A 14,977-nucleotide genomic window follows, 5' to 3' on the forward strand; every position below is an offset into this window, starting at 1 on the left:
TTAACTGCTCCTGTAAGTATAAACGGATATAGCCTAATAAATTGAGAATGATAGTATCATGCTAACACGCCAAGGAAAACGTTTGCGTAAAGAAAAAAAGGCCTTTTATAGAGAAAATAAACGAAACAACTTAAAAGGGAAAATGGATCAGTTCTATTTTTTCAGCGGTGACTTTAAACATAGAACCTTCGGTATGCCAAGCACCCAATACACCACGATAGTGCGTTTTACCTTCAATATGGACAGTATGAACAGCCGGTCGGTGTGTATGTCCGTGGATCATCCATTGTGTATTGAAGTGTTTAAAGGTATCAATCACCGCTTGTGGGTTAACATCCATAATTGAATCTGATTTATATTGGTTTTCGTGCTGGCTACGGGAGCGCATTTTATCGGCAATACGTAGTCGAACAAACAGAGGAAGTAATAAAAATAGGCGTTGGATAAATTTATTATGTACTTTTTTACGATAACGCTGATAAGCCTCATCATCAGTACAAAGTGTATCACCATGCAAAATCAAGATATGATGTTGATAAATTTTGAGCACTTTTTCTTGAGGAAGTAGAGTGATACCGCTCTCTTTTGCAAAACGAGAGCCAATTAAAAAATCACGATTTCCATGAATAAAATAACAGGGAATACCCGCATTTTTTAGTGCCATTAGCGCTTGAGCAATTTGGTGATGTAAAGGATTAGGATCATCATCACCTATCCAAAAATCAAAAAAATCACCTAAGATATAGAGCGCTTTAGCATGAATGGCTTGCTCTTTTAGAAAGCGAAGAAAACCGGCAGTGATTGCCGGTTCATGTTCACTTAAATGCAGGTCTGCAATAAAAAGCGTACACATAAAGAGTAATGCTTATTCGCTAACCGTTACACTTTTAATGATGATATCTTCACGAGGAACATCTTGGTGGAAACCGCTACGACCTGTAGAAACCGCTTTAATTTTGTCGACAACGTCCATTCCTTCAACAACTTCAGCAAAGACACAATATCCCCAACCATTTGCATTTTCAGCACGGAAGTTTAAAAAATCGTTATCTGCAACGTTGATAAAGAATTGTGCAGTCGCGGAATGAGGATCGTTAGTACGAGCCATTGCTAATGTACCACGATTATTTGCAAGTCCATTGTTTGCTTCGTTTCTAACAGGTGCTTTGGTTGCTTTTTGATTCATACCAGGTTCAAAACCGCCACCTTGGATCATAAAGCCATTGATGACACGGTGGAAGATAGTGTTATCGTAGAATCCTTCTTTACAGTAGTCTAAAAAATTCTCTACGGTTGCAGGTGCTTTGTCTGCAAATGTATTAATCACGATATCGCCGTAATTGGTATGAAAAGTAACCATATTCAGATCCTAATATAATTTTAGCTTTACCCAGATTTGGGCATAAACAATAGTCCTGTTTTTTATATCACAGTTGCCTTATTTAGTCAGTATTCATCTTTTTTTTGCACTATTTTTCTAATTAAACAGGTGTATAAAATGGGAAAAAATACTTTTCGCCAAAATTTAGCTCAATAATAGAAGTTTGATTGTTCACTATCAACGATTGAACAGTGAAAATAAGGATTAAGCAGAGTAATATAATAGTGCAGATCTTGAGTTTGCTTTGTCTTCAAGATCCAATATCCTAATTAATATCATGCTATAGTAGTTGTTATTTTCTTTTATATAAAAACGTAATAAACACGTACAGTTGAAAACGGGAACGTCCACCGATGCTAAAGATTTTTAATACTCTCACTCGCCAAAAAGAAGAATTTAAACCTATCCATGCAGGGAAAATAGGTATGTACGTGTGTGGCATCACTATTTATGACCTGTGCCATATTGGTCATGGACGTACATTTGTGGCTTTTGATGCCATAACCCGTTATCTGCGTTATTTAGGCTATGACGTTAATTATGTGCGTAACGTAACGGATGTGGATGACAAAATCATTAAACGTGCGATCGAGAATAATGAAACGTGTGAGCAATTAACAACTCGCATGTTAGCTGAAATGCATAAGGATTTTGATGCATTAAATATTGCTCGTCCTGATTCAGAACCTCGTGCAACACATCATATTGCTGAAATTATTGAATTAACAGAAGCGTTAATCAAACGTGACCATGCTTATGTTGCTGAAAACGGTGACGTTATGTTTGCGATTGACACTGATCCTGATTATGGGTTGCTTTCTCGTCAAGATTTAGAACAACTGCAAGCAGGTGCTCGTGTTGAAGTGGCTAACGTGAAACGTAATCCAATGGACTTCGTTTTATGGAAAATGTCTAAGCCGGGTGAACCAAGCTGGGAGTCTCCATGGGGAGCGGGTCGTCCTGGTTGGCATATTGAATGTTCTGCAATGAATGGTAAAGAGTTAGGACACCATTTTGATATTCATGGTGGTGGCTCAGATTTAATGTTCCCACACCATGAAAATGAGATTGCTCAATCCACCTGTGCTCATGATGGCCCATATGTGAATTACTGGATGCATTCCGGTATGGTGATGGTAGACAAAGAAAAAATGTCTAAGTCACTTAATAACTTTTTCACTATTCGTGATGTATTAGCTTATTACGATGCTGAAACTGTGCGTTATTTTTTATTATCCGGTCATTATCGTAGTCAGCTTAATTACACTGAAGAGAATTTAAAACAAGCACGTACCGCTTTAGAGCGTCTCTATACATCATTACGTAGTACTGATGCCAATGCACAACCAGCCGGCGGCGAAGCGTTTGAAGCACTGTTTATAGAAGCAATGAATGATGACTTCAATACACCAGAAGCGTATTCAGTATTATTTGATTTAGCGCGAGAAGTAAATCGCTTAAAAACCGTGGATATGAATAAAGCTAATAGTTTAGCAGCGGTGTTACGTAAATTAGCTAAAGTATTAGGGCTGTTAGAGCAAGATCCTGAAACCTTTTTACAAAGTAGCGTTAAAGCAGACGATGCTGGTGAAGTTGAAAAAATTGGATCCTTAATTCAACAACGTAATGATGCACGTAAAAATAAAGATTGGGCTGCAGCCGATGTTGCGCGTGATGCATTAACTGCGATGGGGATTGTTTTAGAAGATGGTCCTCAAGGAACAACTTGGCGCCGTAATAATTAATATAATTAACGGATAATTATACTTAATATGAGCTTGTTATAAAAATATCGGATATTCAATATCCGATATTTTTTTTGCTATTTATTATTTAGTATTTAATTTATTGACTAATAATACTGGTTTCTCTTTCATTATCTTTTTGTTTATCTTTAAAATAATTTATGACATTCTCAGAAAAAAAGAGCCTATGAGTTAAGATAACTATAATAGAAAAAGCAATAAAACCAAATTCAGACATATTGGTTAATGACATCGAAACACTTAGTATAAAAAATAGCGAAATAGATAAACATACCCATGATATTTTTAAAAATGAGTAAGCGTTTTTACTGTTTCTTGCGAGCTTTATCCATGCAATAACTTGTATTATCATTGTGATAATCAGACACAACATAATAAATAGTCCTACGAGCATCGTTTGCCCACCGCCCATTGCCATTGCTAATAAATAAATGGGCGCTCCAGCAACCAATATAAACAAACTTACACCTAAAAATAGTACTGAAATAACTTGGATCCATAAAAGTACTATAGGCCTTTCCATAATATCTCCTAAAAACAAAATAAGTTTTTATTAGCTTTAGAATATCTTTATTGACTTTTATTAAAGTGAAGTTTATCGAATAAATAGAAAAAATAAAGTTTGATCTAATAATAAATAAATATTAATCAATTAAAGAGATTCTATTTTAGAGTTTTTATAAGTATGGCATTAATATATTTAATTGGAACAGTGGTAATTCTACTTAATATCATTCGATATACCACTGGTATTATTACTTATAATTTTAGAGGGGTTAATTCTACTTCTGCCATCATTTTGGCTAATTGTTCGCGATCACGGATACCAACATTGGTCTGACTCACAGCAAGAGCTGAAACAGCTGTTGCAAGGCGTAATGTATGCTCGCTGGTTTGTCTCATCATTAGTCCATAAATTAGGCCGCCAACCATAGAATCACCGGCACCTACGGTGCTGACAACATCACATTTAGGGGGGGTTGCCATCCATGCGCCAGATGCATTTACCCACATTGCACCTTGCTCACCTAACGAAATCACAACGTGAGCAATACCTTGTTGACGTAATGCTTGGGCAGCTTGTACAACATCAGAAAGTTCAGGTAAAGGTCTGCCAGCCCAAATTTCTAATTCATGATGATTAGGTTTAACAAGCCAGGGTGAGGCTTTTAACCCTGCGACAAAAGCGTCTCGGCTACTGTCAAAGATCAAACACATACATTCGCTGCGTAAACGTGTCATCCATGTGGTGAAATCATCCAGATCAACACTAGAAGGTACACTACCACTGACACAGATCATATCAAATTGACCAGCCCAGCTTAGTGTATCATTCACGAAACGAGTCCAATCTTGTTTTGTAATTTCAAAACCAGAAAAATTAAAATCAGTAACTTTGCCATTAGGCTCGGTAAGCTTCACATTAATACGAGTACGGCCTTCAACCATTTGAAAACGGTTTGCAATACCGGAATCACTAAACTCTTTTTGAAATCCATCTTGATTTTCTTTGCCTAAAAATCCGCCAACAGTGACATCAACACCGAGACTTTTTAAGACCTTAGCAACGTTAATACCTTTACCAGCAGCATGAAAGCCTGCTGTTTTAACACGATTAACTTCACCAAGCTCAATAGGATTACTTAAACCAACAAGATCATAAGCAGGGTTAAGTGTGATGGTCGCAACTCTGCGTTTCATGCTAGTTCCTTACCTTAAATAAAAGAATAGGCATCATTTTTTGCTGTTGTTTAGCAATGATAGAGATACCTTGAGTGGGTAGGCCGAGCATAAAATCTCCTGTTAGATGGAAGGTAAAAAAGATCTAAATATCACAAAATAACAACTAAGATCGCATCATTAGGCTGAATCGTTTCAAATTATAACGTGTAATTTAGTACAAACAATGTTCTTTTGCCTAATAAAAGTAGAAATAAATTAGATCTAAATCACATTTTAGTGCATTTAAGCATGAATAAATGAGTAAAAAGTGTCAGCAAAAAGGTTTGTTGCTGAAGTTTTACATTAATGGTTAAAAAGTGTTATTTATATATAAAATAATAACTTATATAGCCTTTTTTTATCTATTTCTTGATGAAATGTATAATATGCTGAACATTAGGGAGAGATTATACCAAGAGATACGCCTAAAAATAATGATTTAGATTTAATTAAATTTAATTAAGTTTTTTATTTTTATTTTAATTCAATTAGTTATGTTTATCTCTTTTTTGAAGAAATGATGAAATAAGGAAAAGAAGAAGAAAAAAGAAGGAAAGTGTTCAAAAGAAAAAAAAGCACCACTTAGCGTAGTAGCGCTTTTTAATTTTAACTGACTTGCTGATTATTTGCTGACACTTACCGAGAACTCACCAAAGGTGATAACTTTCCCATCAACGATTTTACAACGTTTACGGGTTTCAACTACGCCATCAACGCTAACTAAGCCTTCAGCAATGACACTTTTAGCAGCGGCTCCGCTTTCAGTCCAACCTTGAAGTTTTAATAAATCACAAAGCTCGACATAGTCGTGCCCATCTAATTGAAATGTTTCCATTAACTAATTATTTCCTGTTTCAGGATCGTGGTACTCTTCACATGCTTGTAAAGTGTTTTGAATAAGTGTGGCGACGGTCATTGGGCCGACACCACCAGGGACCGGCGAAATCCAACCTGCGCGTTGTGATGCGACTTCAAATTCAACATCGCCCACCACTTTACCACTTTCAAGGCGATTAATACCGACATCAATGACAATTGCACCAGGTTTAATCCATTCACCGGGAATAAAGTTAGGTTTACCTACTGCTACAACGACAAGATCAGCGTGTTCAACATGAAAACGCAAATCTTTAGTAAAGCGATGAGTAACTGTTGTTGTACAGCCCGCAAGTAAGAGCTCTAGGCTCATTGGGCGACCCACAATATTTGATGCACCAATAATAACCGCATTTAAAGCATTCATTGGGATATCACAACGTTCTAGCAGTGTGACAATACCGCGAGGCGTACAAGGGCGTAATTTGGGCGCACGTTGGCATAAGCGACCGACGTTGTAGGGATGAAAACCATCTACATCTTTATCTGGACGAATACGTTCTAGCACTTTAACGTTATCAATTCCGGCTGGTAAGGGGAGTTGGACGAGAATACCATCAATGGTGTTATCTAGATTAAGCTGGTCGATAAGGTTTAATAAATCAGCTTCACTGGTAGTATCTGGTAAGTCATAAGAGCGAGAAATAAAACCAACTTCATCACAAGCACGGCGTTTACTTCCGACATAAATCTGTGATGCAGGGTTATCACCCACTAAAATAACAGCTAAACCAGGCGCTCGTTTTCCTGCATTAATACGTTGTTTTACTTTTTCGGCAACTTCGCTTCTGATGGTCTGCGCAATCGATTTCCCATCTATAATTCTTGCTGACATCTATACATCCAAATTATTCAATTACGGTATTGCTCTATTTTGTCAGATCAAGAGCAATCTGTCAGTCGAATACTTGCCATATTTTAACCATATAGTTTGATATTGTTGAAAAATCGTTGACTCTCAGAATGTTGAACGTATAATTCACACCCGTTATCAGCAGTGATTGCTGACGTCTAATCTCTTCTAGGCGCCCTTAGCTCAGTTGGATAGAGCAACGGCCTTCTAAGCCGTAGGTCACAGGTTCGAATCCTGTAGGGCGTACCATTTAAAATCAGTGAGTTACAAGATTTTAAAAAGAAACCCGCAAGAGATGCGGGTCAAGTAACGGGTCAAGTTAGCATTACAGTTTTTCACTTCTAACCCACTCTTCATAGACATGTTCTGGCCAGCCTAAAAACGTACCACCTTTTGTTCTTTCTGGTCTGGGAAACTCATTTCGTTTTGCGTACATTCTCCAAATTGTAGGTTTGCTTTTGCCAGTTAACTGGATCATTTCCTTCCACTTAATGTATCGAGTCACAGTTGTCATTTTTTATTTCCTTCCCTATACCCGTTCTCCATAATGCACTGTGCGATAGTCGCTGGTGGGTTATCCCAATGGGCATCAAAAATGATATCGTTTAAATGATATTTACTGATGTCATCTAAAGTCTTAGGTAAGGTGTCATGGGGTAATTTTAAACAAATAGAATCACCCGTCATGCTTACTGCAATATCAATGATCTGCTCAGTGGTAAAATCTGTTTTACGATAACCGGCTTTCCAGACTGCATCAGTTATATCACCGGGATCACTACCTGCATTTTTGATGACACTAACGAGATTGAAATCTAAAGTTGTCATTAATCATCATCCTTAATTAAGCTGTAAACTTTATCAGCAATATCAAAAGCATTATCAGCCACTGCTAATACAAGTAATTTAGGATCACCAAATGATTTTTTTGTCAGAAGTGAAAAATCGAAAAGCACACTTTTGCTATCTTTTGTTTTCAGCATTCCCGTAATAACACGGCCAAATAGTAGATAAGGCAAGGCTAAATACATGGACTGCAATAAAGGTGCTTCACCTTTAATAAATTCCTGCTCAAAAAGACGATTAAATGACGGGTACTTATCTTTGATTAAAGTGAGTTTTGTTTTATAGTAGGGATAGAAATTTTCATCCTTCTCTTGCTTATAATGAATAGCGACATAAGAACCATCGTCATATGATTTAATATGTGTATATTCAGCATCGCTAGGAATTGCTTCATCAAATTGAATAACAATATCATCACTGAATTCAGAGTTGTGTTTCATGCGTAATACTACATGCCCATTAGACACTTCGATATGTTCAGCGTTGATATGTACACAGTTAGTAACAAGACGAACATCATCACTCATTTTTAATAATGTAAGTGCAGCTCTTAATTGGCTTGTCTCGATGTAAGGTAATTTAGTTGTCATTTTTTACCGTCCTTAGTGCATAGTTGGCATAGCTAGAAATCCGTTATTAGCTTCTAACTCGCGAATATAATCATCATGAAGAATACAGAGCCCTTCACGTCCTTTTTCTGATAGGCGAGGACCATGTTCAAGGGAGATGTCCAGAAAGCCGATATAGGCTTTTATGATGAAGTCAGGACAATAATCTTTATAGATACCCCCTAACTCTTCGATAAGAATGCTTTCAAAATGGCTTGCAAGACAAAGGCGCAAAGAAGTTGGGTAAATGGTTAAAGCGTTTTCTCCGTTACTGTAAATAGTGGCAAGATCAACACCGCCTTCTTCATTACGAATTTCAGTGGTGCCATTCTTTTCTTGTAGTTCACGAATAAAGCAAGTTGCTACCACCCAGCGCCAGACAGAAATTCTCTGTTCAGGTGTTAATGTTTCAGGTTCATCAGCTAACTTACCCATGACTGCAGCGGCTAAATATAAACCTTTCAATAACTCTTTATCGTATTGACCTGATTCAAGGGCTGTTACAGCTTCAGAGTAAGATATTAAAGCACCATCATCAGAAATAACGCCATTACTAGTATCAGTAAAATAAGCCATTATTTACCCTCCCAGCCAATTGCCTGAAACAATCCCATTTTTGGATGATGCCAGCGAGTGCCACGTTTTTCGGCTTCACTCATCATTGCCTTGAATGCAGATATAAAATCAGCTTCATGAATAATGGCCATAGGCCTAGGCATACCTTCGGGCGTAAGAATAGTTATTTTATTTTTGCGAACATTGAACTGTTTGGTGAGTGTTTTGCATTTATCCACCGTCATACCTGATTTAGTTCTCGCCAGAGAGTACCCAATCCAACCTACAGGGATCGTTCCTTGTTTTATTTGCTCAACGACTTCATTCACTTGTTCAACTTTTTGCTCTACATGAGATATACGGCGTTCGCTTTCTAAGTTAGCCAGCGCCATAGCAGCAATAATTTCTGCTTGTGATTTTGGTTTGACTCGTTCATCTTCAAGTTCTTTCCAGCGATCAACTAACCGAGCTGTAAACTCTGGGGACAGTTGCGCAACGACAATGATACTGTCTCGTTTACCTTTTTCACCTGTGAAAACATAATGTAGTGGAGTGGTTCCGTTTGCTGCTTTAATCCCATCCACCGTTGGTGGTTCGGATATAACATTTTTCTCTGCCAACCGTTCGATAGTTCTTTTAACACTATCTTCACGGCTACCAACTAATTCGGCGATCTCTTTAGAGGTCATTGACGCATTGGTGCTAATTAAATTATTCATATTGACTATCCTTAGTGTATTAATTGACTTTTACCTTGTGAGATAAGCAAAGTGGCGCTATTGATGAGTAGTTGATCAAGCATGTCTTGCATCCATTTATCACCTTCTTCGCCTTTTGCTTTGTTACCTTCGTAAAAACGGAACAGGGCGAATACGCCATCGCCTGACTGATCGAGAATGACTGACTCAACTTTTACAATGAGTAGCTTCTCGATAATTTTTAAATCCAAATCGACAACAATATTTTTGTGTCTAAATGAAAACTGCTCATTAAGACCAGGACCGAATCGCGTTACACAGGAGATTAAATATTTATTTGCTACAATCGTTCTTAAATTATCAACAATGTGCTTAACAAATATCTCTTGTTCTTCTGGTGTTAATTTACGATTTGACTTAATAGCTTCTTTATCTAATAAGGAAGCAGGGAAACCTTTTTCTTTTAAATATTCGATGATTTCATTTGTTGTCATTTTTTTACTATTCATAACATGCCACCCGGTATTTTAATTTTGGCTTTATCTAAACAACGCTTAGATGATTGATTACTTATTTTTTGTTGATAACTCATTGCGCCTTTAGCTGGTGGATCTGCGATAATAAAAGCTTGGTTATATTGCTCTAGTGCGCGTCTATAAAATCCTTTCCCCTCTAATTGCTTACCTTTTTTCATGAATTCAGAATACGTCATGATATTTATATTCCTCTCCATTTAAGTAAGGAGGTAAATACTCAACAATATAATCAATCATGAATTTACCCATATCAGAAATCGAGCCATTTAAGTTATATAACCATTCATAAGTATTGTAGATATCTTTATCACTCCACTTACAACGTTGACGGCAATCTTTTTCTTCATAGACATCACGGAAGAAATTATTTAAATTTTCAAAGCTAATTTCTGTAATAACAGTTTTATTATTTAACTTTGATTTAAACTCAGCTTTCTTTCCATTTTTTTTAATATAAATAAGCACTGAGTTGATAAAACGCTTTCTTCTTACTTCAAGTAAATTAACTTTATCCATGTTGCTTACTCCTGATTTAGAGCGCAGCAATCCCTAGCATGAACGCTATAATTAATTTTTATTTAGTGGATGATTTATTTATTGGTTAAAGCATTATTTAATTCGTAATATAGTCTATCAGCTTCTTTTTCTGCATCATCATATTTAGCGACAGCTTTAGCATATTCTTTTTGTAATCGTTCAATATTACGCTCTTGCTTTAATCGCTCTTGGAGTTCGGTTAGTTTAGCTTCCTTGCGATCCATAAAGTGTTCGGTAGGTTCGCCACGCTTAAAAGCGATTGTGCCATTTTCAAGTTCGCATTGTTCACCTTCATAGTTAGTCTCAATGCCTTCCTTATGAAGTTCACGCTCGGTGAGGATATTTGCTAGCTTATTTAATGCTGAACGCTCACTTAAGTAAGCACGATTAGCACCTGAAATAATATAAACAGGGCGCATAGCAATAGTAATTTGATTGTCAGTTGCTTTCTCAATAGCTTCGTGTTGTCTGCTCATTTTCTTGTTCCTTTTATTTTTCGATTTGATATTTCGTATTCAATTCCACCAAGTCTGTCATTTAATATTGATATAAATGACGATAGCTGACTTACAAATAATCCCACATCCCCAAGATGATCTTTACCATCGGGATAATTTTCATTAGCATCAGCCCAAAACATAAACTCACCGAATATATTCATTCCTGTAACAAGTGAATCGATAGCTAAATCTAAATTACCTCTTAAGTTACCCAGTTCACCTTCTGTTAATTTACTTAAATCAGGAAGAGTAACTAAGTCATCAATATTCATTAAGCCTCCGTGAAACTTACTTTTTCATAAACAGTTTCTAAATTTAATTTGGCTGACTGGATTAAATTTGTAATTTGAATGTCGTAATTTTTAATATGACCGCTTTCTTCGGCAACTTTTAAATTAATTGCAGTTTCCAATGTGTTTAAAATACAACCGACAGCCGTTTCAATTGTATCGTTATCACTGATTTTAATTTCACCGATAGCCTTTGGTGATTTGTCAGTATTAATGCTTGATACACTTTCTTTAGCTCTTTCTATATTAGCTACTACAGATTCAATCGCATTAAACATATTATCGCTAGGTGTTACGTTGTCGTTGATAATGAGATTTAAAATAGAAGTCGCATAAAGTAATTCATCACAAGCGGATTGCTTTAATTCAGTGTTATTCATTGCCATTATCTCTCTGAGCATTTTCTTCAAGAATCCAGTTAACAACATCACCAGATAATTCATGCGCTAGTTCTATTAAAGTTTCAACATCAGGGCTTTCAGGAATTCGAAGATTATTTAGTTGAAATAACAGTGCATTTAATTGAGAGCTTTTTTTTGCAACAGATTCTAAGTTGAGTTCGTGAGCCATAATTAAGCCTCGCAAGGAAATTGAGCAGAGAAAACAACATTGCTACCGAGTAACTCTTTAGCTTGTTCAGCACTGGTAGCCATAACTTCTTTTTTCTCTGGATTCTCAGTTTTAGTCCAGAAACGAAACAAGAACATAGGTAATATTACGGCTGTATGTATGTCAGGTTTCGGTAAATTAGGGGTTGAGGTAGAATGTATAGTGGTCATATTTACACCTTTATTTTCAATCGACACCATAAATAATAGTTTAAGTATTATTCTATTTCAATACTTAAGGTATTGAATGTTGTTTTTAGTATAAAAGCTATTGATATTTCAGATAATTTATTTTCAAATAAATCTCAGATTGGAATGCAGATCACTTCTTTGGAGGGGAGAGGGCACAAAAAAGCCCTCGCGGGGAGGGCCTATTTGGAATTACTTTATAGATATGAGTCGATAGTTCTGTCTGGACTGATGCATTGAAGTATTAAAAATTTCTGTCACTTCTGCCTCAAGTGTTATTCTTGAGCCTACTTTATGCGTTTGTTGTATTTCGTCAAGCTTATCTACTGGGAAATCAATTTTTATTCTTGAACCATCATCAAGTAGTACATCAAACTTTCCATATTTGGATAGGACTGCTAATTCTCCAGATATTTTTTCTTTTCTAGGTTTGACGACTTGGGTGGTATTAAGCCTGTCATGAAGCCTATCTATATGGTTTTTATTAACTGTGACTTTTTTTGTTCCGTTACTGAATGGGCCAGTCCAAGATATATCAAATGTGATGTCATTATCTCGACATTCATTAATTATTTCCCTCAGCGATGCTGCTGAGTTATAGCCAATTTCAGATATTTTGTTAATAAAATCATCATCACTAACCGATTCTAATAGAGTGAAAATATCATTAACAGCTTTACTTGTTGTTGTCTCGAACATTTCGCCATTATCAGCTGTATTTGAGTTGAACGAAACGCCTAATCTAGTAGAGCCGTGGCTTATGTTTGCTAGCCTTAAATCTATAGTTTGCTTTAAAGCGCTAGGGGCTGACCTTTGATCTTTCCCCGAAGATATTTTGTTGGTAGCTTTAAGAATTAAACCCTCTAGATTTCTAGAGAACGTAGCCAAAATCCCCAATGGTATAGTGCCTAAGTCTACTACTGCACCTTTAAGCCTTAGCTCAAGAAAGTCCCTAAAAGGGTGGTGTAGCGACTCTCTTAAAGCAATTCCGTTGAGATCGCTTAAGTGAGACTCCAACGAAGAAAGATACAGCCTGTCAGCAAAAGTAGAGTTAGATTTACTTAATGAGTCTACTTTATTTTTGATAAAGGAAATCCTGCCATCTATAGACAAAGTTTTTTTATTGAGTTCTTTATTCATAGATAAATCCTTATCAAACCTTTAGGGGATTCTTTTCTATCAAAACCAAACCAGCCACGCCAATAACTTCTCATTGAATCATAATCAGGGGTGTTTTTGTATAGTGGTAATACATCAATATTATAATTTAATTTTACGAATCTTCTATCGAGAAGTTGCGAAATAGCTCCGTGATATTCTTCAGGAAACTGATTTAACAGGAGTGGATCTAAAACAACTAAAATATCTATATCATCAGGTTCTGGCTTCTCTGTTGTGAAAGATCCGTCAACCCATATTTCTGATATACAATGAATAACGGCATTTATTCTATTAAAGCCCAATAGTAACTCTTGGAAATTATTATACAACATACCCCTGCGTTTTGATTCTGGAAAGGCATTAACACAAAGCTCTTTGATTTCTTCACAATTCATAGTGTGAAAACCTGAATCAAGCAATGGTGGGTAACTAGCTTTATCCATAAATTAGACACCAATTTTTATTTTTAGTTGTTCCATTTCTACGCACACCCTAAAACGTGTCGTCAGGCCATTGTGTTACACAAAACGCATCATCATCTGAACAACAACACCAATGATCTTACAGTTGCCATTGATCGTAATAACTGGGTAAGCAGGATTTAGTGCTTTAAGATATTTAGCACCATCCAAGACAAGTTTTTTGAATGTTGCTTCATTTGTTTCAGTCAGTTTAGCTATCACCAAACTTCCATTTATAGGCTCTCTTCCTGTATCAACTAGAACCAATGATCCTTCAGGAATACTGATACCCGTTGGCGCTGTCATTGAATCACCTTCAACCTTAAGCCAAAAAGCAGATCCCTGAACAGCAACTTCAGACTCGTACCATTCGTCAATCTCACTCAACGTATATGGTTCACAGGCTTCAGTCCAATTCCCCGCCTGAACAAAGCTAATAACGGGGTATTTGGGGGCTGGTCGATAAGGCCTTGGGTTGCTAACATTTGCATCAAATCCTTTTGATAACTCAGTTATTTCTTTAGCTAAGGATGGGCTAAACTCAGATATTGATACTTGTAGTTTTTTAGCAAAAACAGAGGCAATTTGTAAGTTAAGAGCATTTCGCCCATTAAGATAATGGCCAACGGCTCCTTGACTAATATCTAGTTCATCAGCTATTTGCTGCTGAGTTAGATTAAGATCTTTTTTCTTTAACTCATACAAAGCTTTCAACCTATAGCAGTCTTCAAGCTGTTCTGTCGTCAGTTTTTTCTCTAATTTCATGAATACATCCTAATACTATTAATATTAATATTCCAATACTGTAGGTATTGATTATAATAATATCTATAGTATTATTCTGTTTGTGGAGGTATTAAATGCAAAAAGAACTTTTATCCGAGTTTGTTAGAAAAAATGGGCAAGGAAGAACTGCAGAGCTACTTGGCGTACATCAAACTGCAATTAGCCAAGCTTTACGAAAAGGGCGAATTATTTACATTTCCACTAATGACTTAGGAGGGTATGAAGCTGAAGAAATAAAGCCATTTCCAAACAAAATCAAGGAGCAATTAGGTGCACCAAATCAACATGCCGATGCCTGAACATTACTTCCCTGACGATGCTAAGTGGATTCAGGAACAACTCACGAAGTTAAGCCCAAGCGTGAGGCAGAAGGCATTAGTTAAATATTCAGAAGTATACCAAACGGAATGGGAACGAGAACAAGTTCCCTACCGTAAAGACAACAAAGCTCGTCATGAAGCTAACGTCAGATTAAGAGAGTTCATAAAGCGTTATCAGAGGGCAATGCAAGGGTACACAGCAAAGCCGTTATCGATTTAGCAGTAATTAAATTTAGGAGGTATTGGAAGTTAAGACGTTTAGCCGTCTAGATTGTTTTCTGGGG

25 protein-coding genes and 1 tRNA gene are annotated in these 14,977 nt (G+C 36.5%); 4 read left to right on the forward strand and 22 right to left on the reverse strand.

Going from position 1 to position 14,977, the window contains the following annotated elements; translation table 11 throughout:
• Positions 1-130 precede the first annotated feature (130 nt).
• Complete coding sequence (gene lpxH, locus JEP40_RS06115; protein ID WP_198622877.1) at positions 131-853, reverse strand: UDP-2,3-diacylglucosamine diphosphatase; 723 nt, start codon at positions 851-853, stop codon at positions 131-133.
• 12 nt (positions 854-865) lie between these two features.
• Positions 866-1,360 carry a peptidylprolyl isomerase B gene (gene ppiB, locus JEP40_RS06120; RefSeq protein WP_036934689.1) on the reverse strand — a complete coding sequence of 165 codons (495 nt, stop codon included), beginning with the start codon at positions 1,358-1,360 and terminating at the stop codon, positions 866-868.
• A gap of 374 nt (positions 1,361-1,734) precedes the next feature.
• Here ppiB and cysS point away from each other — a divergent pair, with 374 nt between their 5' ends.
• Positions 1,735-3,126: a cysteine--tRNA ligase gene (gene cysS, locus JEP40_RS06125; protein ID WP_198622878.1), complete on the forward strand. Its 1,392-nt coding sequence runs from the start codon at positions 1,735-1,737 to the stop codon at positions 3,124-3,126.
• Between the two features lie 100 nt (positions 3,127-3,226).
• On the opposite strand, the gene JEP40_RS06130 is transcribed toward cysS, so the two are convergent.
• The 4 genes from JEP40_RS06130 to folD form a co-directional block, all read right to left on the reverse strand.
• A complete protein-coding gene (locus JEP40_RS06130) occupies positions 3,227-3,670 on the reverse strand; it encodes a hypothetical protein (RefSeq protein ID WP_198622879.1) in 444 nt (147 codons plus the stop codon).
• A gap of 236 nt (positions 3,671-3,906) precedes the next feature.
• Positions 3,907-4,848 (reverse strand): 1-phosphofructokinase, encoded by a 942-nt coding sequence (gene fruK, locus JEP40_RS06135; protein ID WP_198622880.1) that lies wholly within the window; start codon positions 4,846-4,848, stop codon positions 3,907-3,909.
• A 643-nt stretch (positions 4,849-5,491) separates the two neighbouring features.
• A complete protein-coding gene (ybcJ, locus tag JEP40_RS06140; protein WP_198622881.1) occupies positions 5,492-5,704 on the reverse strand; it encodes a ribosome-associated protein YbcJ in 213 nt (70 codons plus the stop codon).
• 3 nt (positions 5,705-5,707) lie between these two features.
• Positions 5,708-6,580, reverse strand: coding sequence for a bifunctional methylenetetrahydrofolate dehydrogenase/methenyltetrahydrofolate cyclohydrolase FolD (folD, locus tag JEP40_RS06145; RefSeq protein ID WP_198622882.1), 873 nt, complete (start codon positions 6,578-6,580; stop codon positions 5,708-5,710).
• Positions 6,581-6,770: 190 nt separating this feature from the next.
• On the opposite strand from folD, the gene JEP40_RS06150 reads away from it, so the two are divergent.
• Positions 6,771-6,847: transfer RNA gene (locus JEP40_RS06150), tRNA-Arg, on the forward strand.
• Between the two features lie 76 nt (positions 6,848-6,923).
• Here JEP40_RS06150 and JEP40_RS06155 read toward each other — a convergent pair.
• The 16 genes from JEP40_RS06155 to JEP40_RS06230 all read right to left on the reverse strand — a co-directional run bounded on the left by JEP40_RS06155 (position 6,924) and on the right by JEP40_RS06230 (position 14,352).
• Positions 6,924-7,076, reverse strand: a complete 153-nt coding sequence (locus tag JEP40_RS06155) for a helix-turn-helix transcriptional regulator (RefSeq protein ID WP_115065750.1) — start codon at positions 7,074-7,076, stop codon at positions 6,924-6,926.
• Between the two features lie 32 nt (positions 7,077-7,108).
• Complete coding sequence (locus JEP40_RS06160; RefSeq protein WP_036934679.1) at positions 7,109-7,426, reverse strand: hypothetical protein; 318 nt, start codon at positions 7,424-7,426, stop codon at positions 7,109-7,111.
• Complete coding sequence (locus tag JEP40_RS06165; RefSeq protein WP_036934676.1) at positions 7,426-8,034, reverse strand: hypothetical protein; 609 nt, start codon at positions 8,032-8,034, stop codon at positions 7,426-7,428. Before JEP40_RS06165 ends, JEP40_RS06160 begins: the two co-directional genes overlap by 1 nt.
• Before the next feature lie 12 nt (positions 8,035-8,046).
• Positions 8,047-8,628, reverse strand: coding sequence for a hypothetical protein (locus tag JEP40_RS06170; RefSeq protein ID WP_036934674.1), 582 nt, complete (start codon positions 8,626-8,628; stop codon positions 8,047-8,049).
• A complete protein-coding gene (locus tag JEP40_RS06175; protein ID WP_036934672.1) occupies positions 8,628-9,326 on the reverse strand; it encodes a Rha family transcriptional regulator in 699 nt (232 codons plus the stop codon). The genes JEP40_RS06170 and JEP40_RS06175 overlap by 1 nt, the downstream gene beginning before the upstream one ends.
• A gap of 11 nt (positions 9,327-9,337) precedes the next feature.
• Positions 9,338-9,814: a hypothetical protein gene (locus JEP40_RS06180; RefSeq protein ID WP_036934671.1), complete on the reverse strand. Its 477-nt coding sequence runs from the start codon at positions 9,812-9,814 to the stop codon at positions 9,338-9,340.
• A complete protein-coding gene (locus tag JEP40_RS06185; RefSeq protein ID WP_052038446.1) occupies positions 9,811-10,017 on the reverse strand; it encodes a hypothetical protein in 207 nt (68 codons plus the stop codon). The genes JEP40_RS06180 and JEP40_RS06185 overlap by 4 nt, the downstream gene beginning before the upstream one ends.
• Entirely contained in the window at positions 10,004-10,357 is a 354-nt protein-coding gene (locus JEP40_RS06190) for a hypothetical protein (RefSeq protein ID WP_198622883.1), read from the reverse strand. Before JEP40_RS06190 ends, JEP40_RS06185 begins: the two co-directional genes overlap by 14 nt.
• Before the next feature lie 74 nt (positions 10,358-10,431).
• A complete protein-coding gene (locus JEP40_RS06195) occupies positions 10,432-10,854 on the reverse strand; it encodes a hypothetical protein (RefSeq protein ID WP_072070106.1) in 423 nt (140 codons plus the stop codon).
• Positions 10,851-11,150: a hypothetical protein gene (locus tag JEP40_RS06200; RefSeq protein WP_036934667.1), complete on the reverse strand. Its 300-nt coding sequence runs from the start codon at positions 11,148-11,150 to the stop codon at positions 10,851-10,853. Before JEP40_RS06200 ends, JEP40_RS06195 begins: the two co-directional genes overlap by 4 nt.
• On the reverse strand, positions 11,150-11,554 hold the full coding sequence (locus JEP40_RS06205; RefSeq protein ID WP_198622884.1) for a hypothetical protein: 405 nt from the start codon (positions 11,552-11,554) through the stop codon (positions 11,150-11,152). Before JEP40_RS06205 ends, JEP40_RS06200 begins: the two co-directional genes overlap by 1 nt.
• On the reverse strand, positions 11,541-11,738 hold the full coding sequence (locus tag JEP40_RS06210; protein WP_191901467.1) for a hypothetical protein: 198 nt from the start codon (positions 11,736-11,738) through the stop codon (positions 11,541-11,543). Before JEP40_RS06210 ends, JEP40_RS06205 begins: the two co-directional genes overlap by 14 nt.
• 2 nt (positions 11,739-11,740) lie before the next feature.
• Positions 11,741-11,947, reverse strand: a complete 207-nt coding sequence (locus JEP40_RS06215; RefSeq protein ID WP_071425799.1) for a hypothetical protein — start codon at positions 11,945-11,947, stop codon at positions 11,741-11,743.
• A gap of 210 nt (positions 11,948-12,157) precedes the next feature.
• Positions 12,158-13,105, reverse strand: a complete 948-nt coding sequence (locus JEP40_RS06220; protein ID WP_119563468.1) for a hypothetical protein — start codon at positions 13,103-13,105, stop codon at positions 12,158-12,160.
• The gene (locus tag JEP40_RS06225; protein WP_119563469.1) at positions 13,102-13,569 is read right to left on the reverse strand and encodes a DUF6932 family protein; all 468 of its coding nucleotides are present in this window, start codon (positions 13,567-13,569) and stop codon (positions 13,102-13,104) included. Before JEP40_RS06225 ends, JEP40_RS06220 begins: the two co-directional genes overlap by 4 nt.
• Before the next feature lie 75 nt (positions 13,570-13,644).
• Positions 13,645-14,352 (reverse strand): LexA family protein, encoded by a 708-nt coding sequence (locus tag JEP40_RS06230; protein WP_119563470.1) that lies wholly within the window; start codon positions 14,350-14,352, stop codon positions 13,645-13,647.
• 95 nt (positions 14,353-14,447) lie between these two features.
• On the opposite strand from JEP40_RS06230, the gene JEP40_RS06235 reads away from it, so the two are divergent.
• The gene (locus JEP40_RS06235; RefSeq protein WP_119563471.1) at positions 14,448-14,672 is read left to right on the forward strand and encodes a Cro/CI family transcriptional regulator; all 225 of its coding nucleotides are present in this window, start codon (positions 14,448-14,450) and stop codon (positions 14,670-14,672) included.
• Positions 14,673-14,733: 61 nt separating this feature from the next.
• Positions 14,734-14,913 (forward strand): hypothetical protein, encoded by a 180-nt coding sequence (locus tag JEP40_RS06240; protein WP_239994717.1) that lies wholly within the window; start codon positions 14,734-14,736, stop codon positions 14,911-14,913.
• The last annotated feature ends 64 nt before the right edge of the window (positions 14,914-14,977 follow it).

The organism is Proteus vulgaris (genome assembly GCF_016239305.1).
Taxonomy (GTDB): Bacteria; Pseudomonadota; Gammaproteobacteria; order Enterobacterales; family Enterobacteriaceae; genus Proteus; species Proteus vulgaris_C.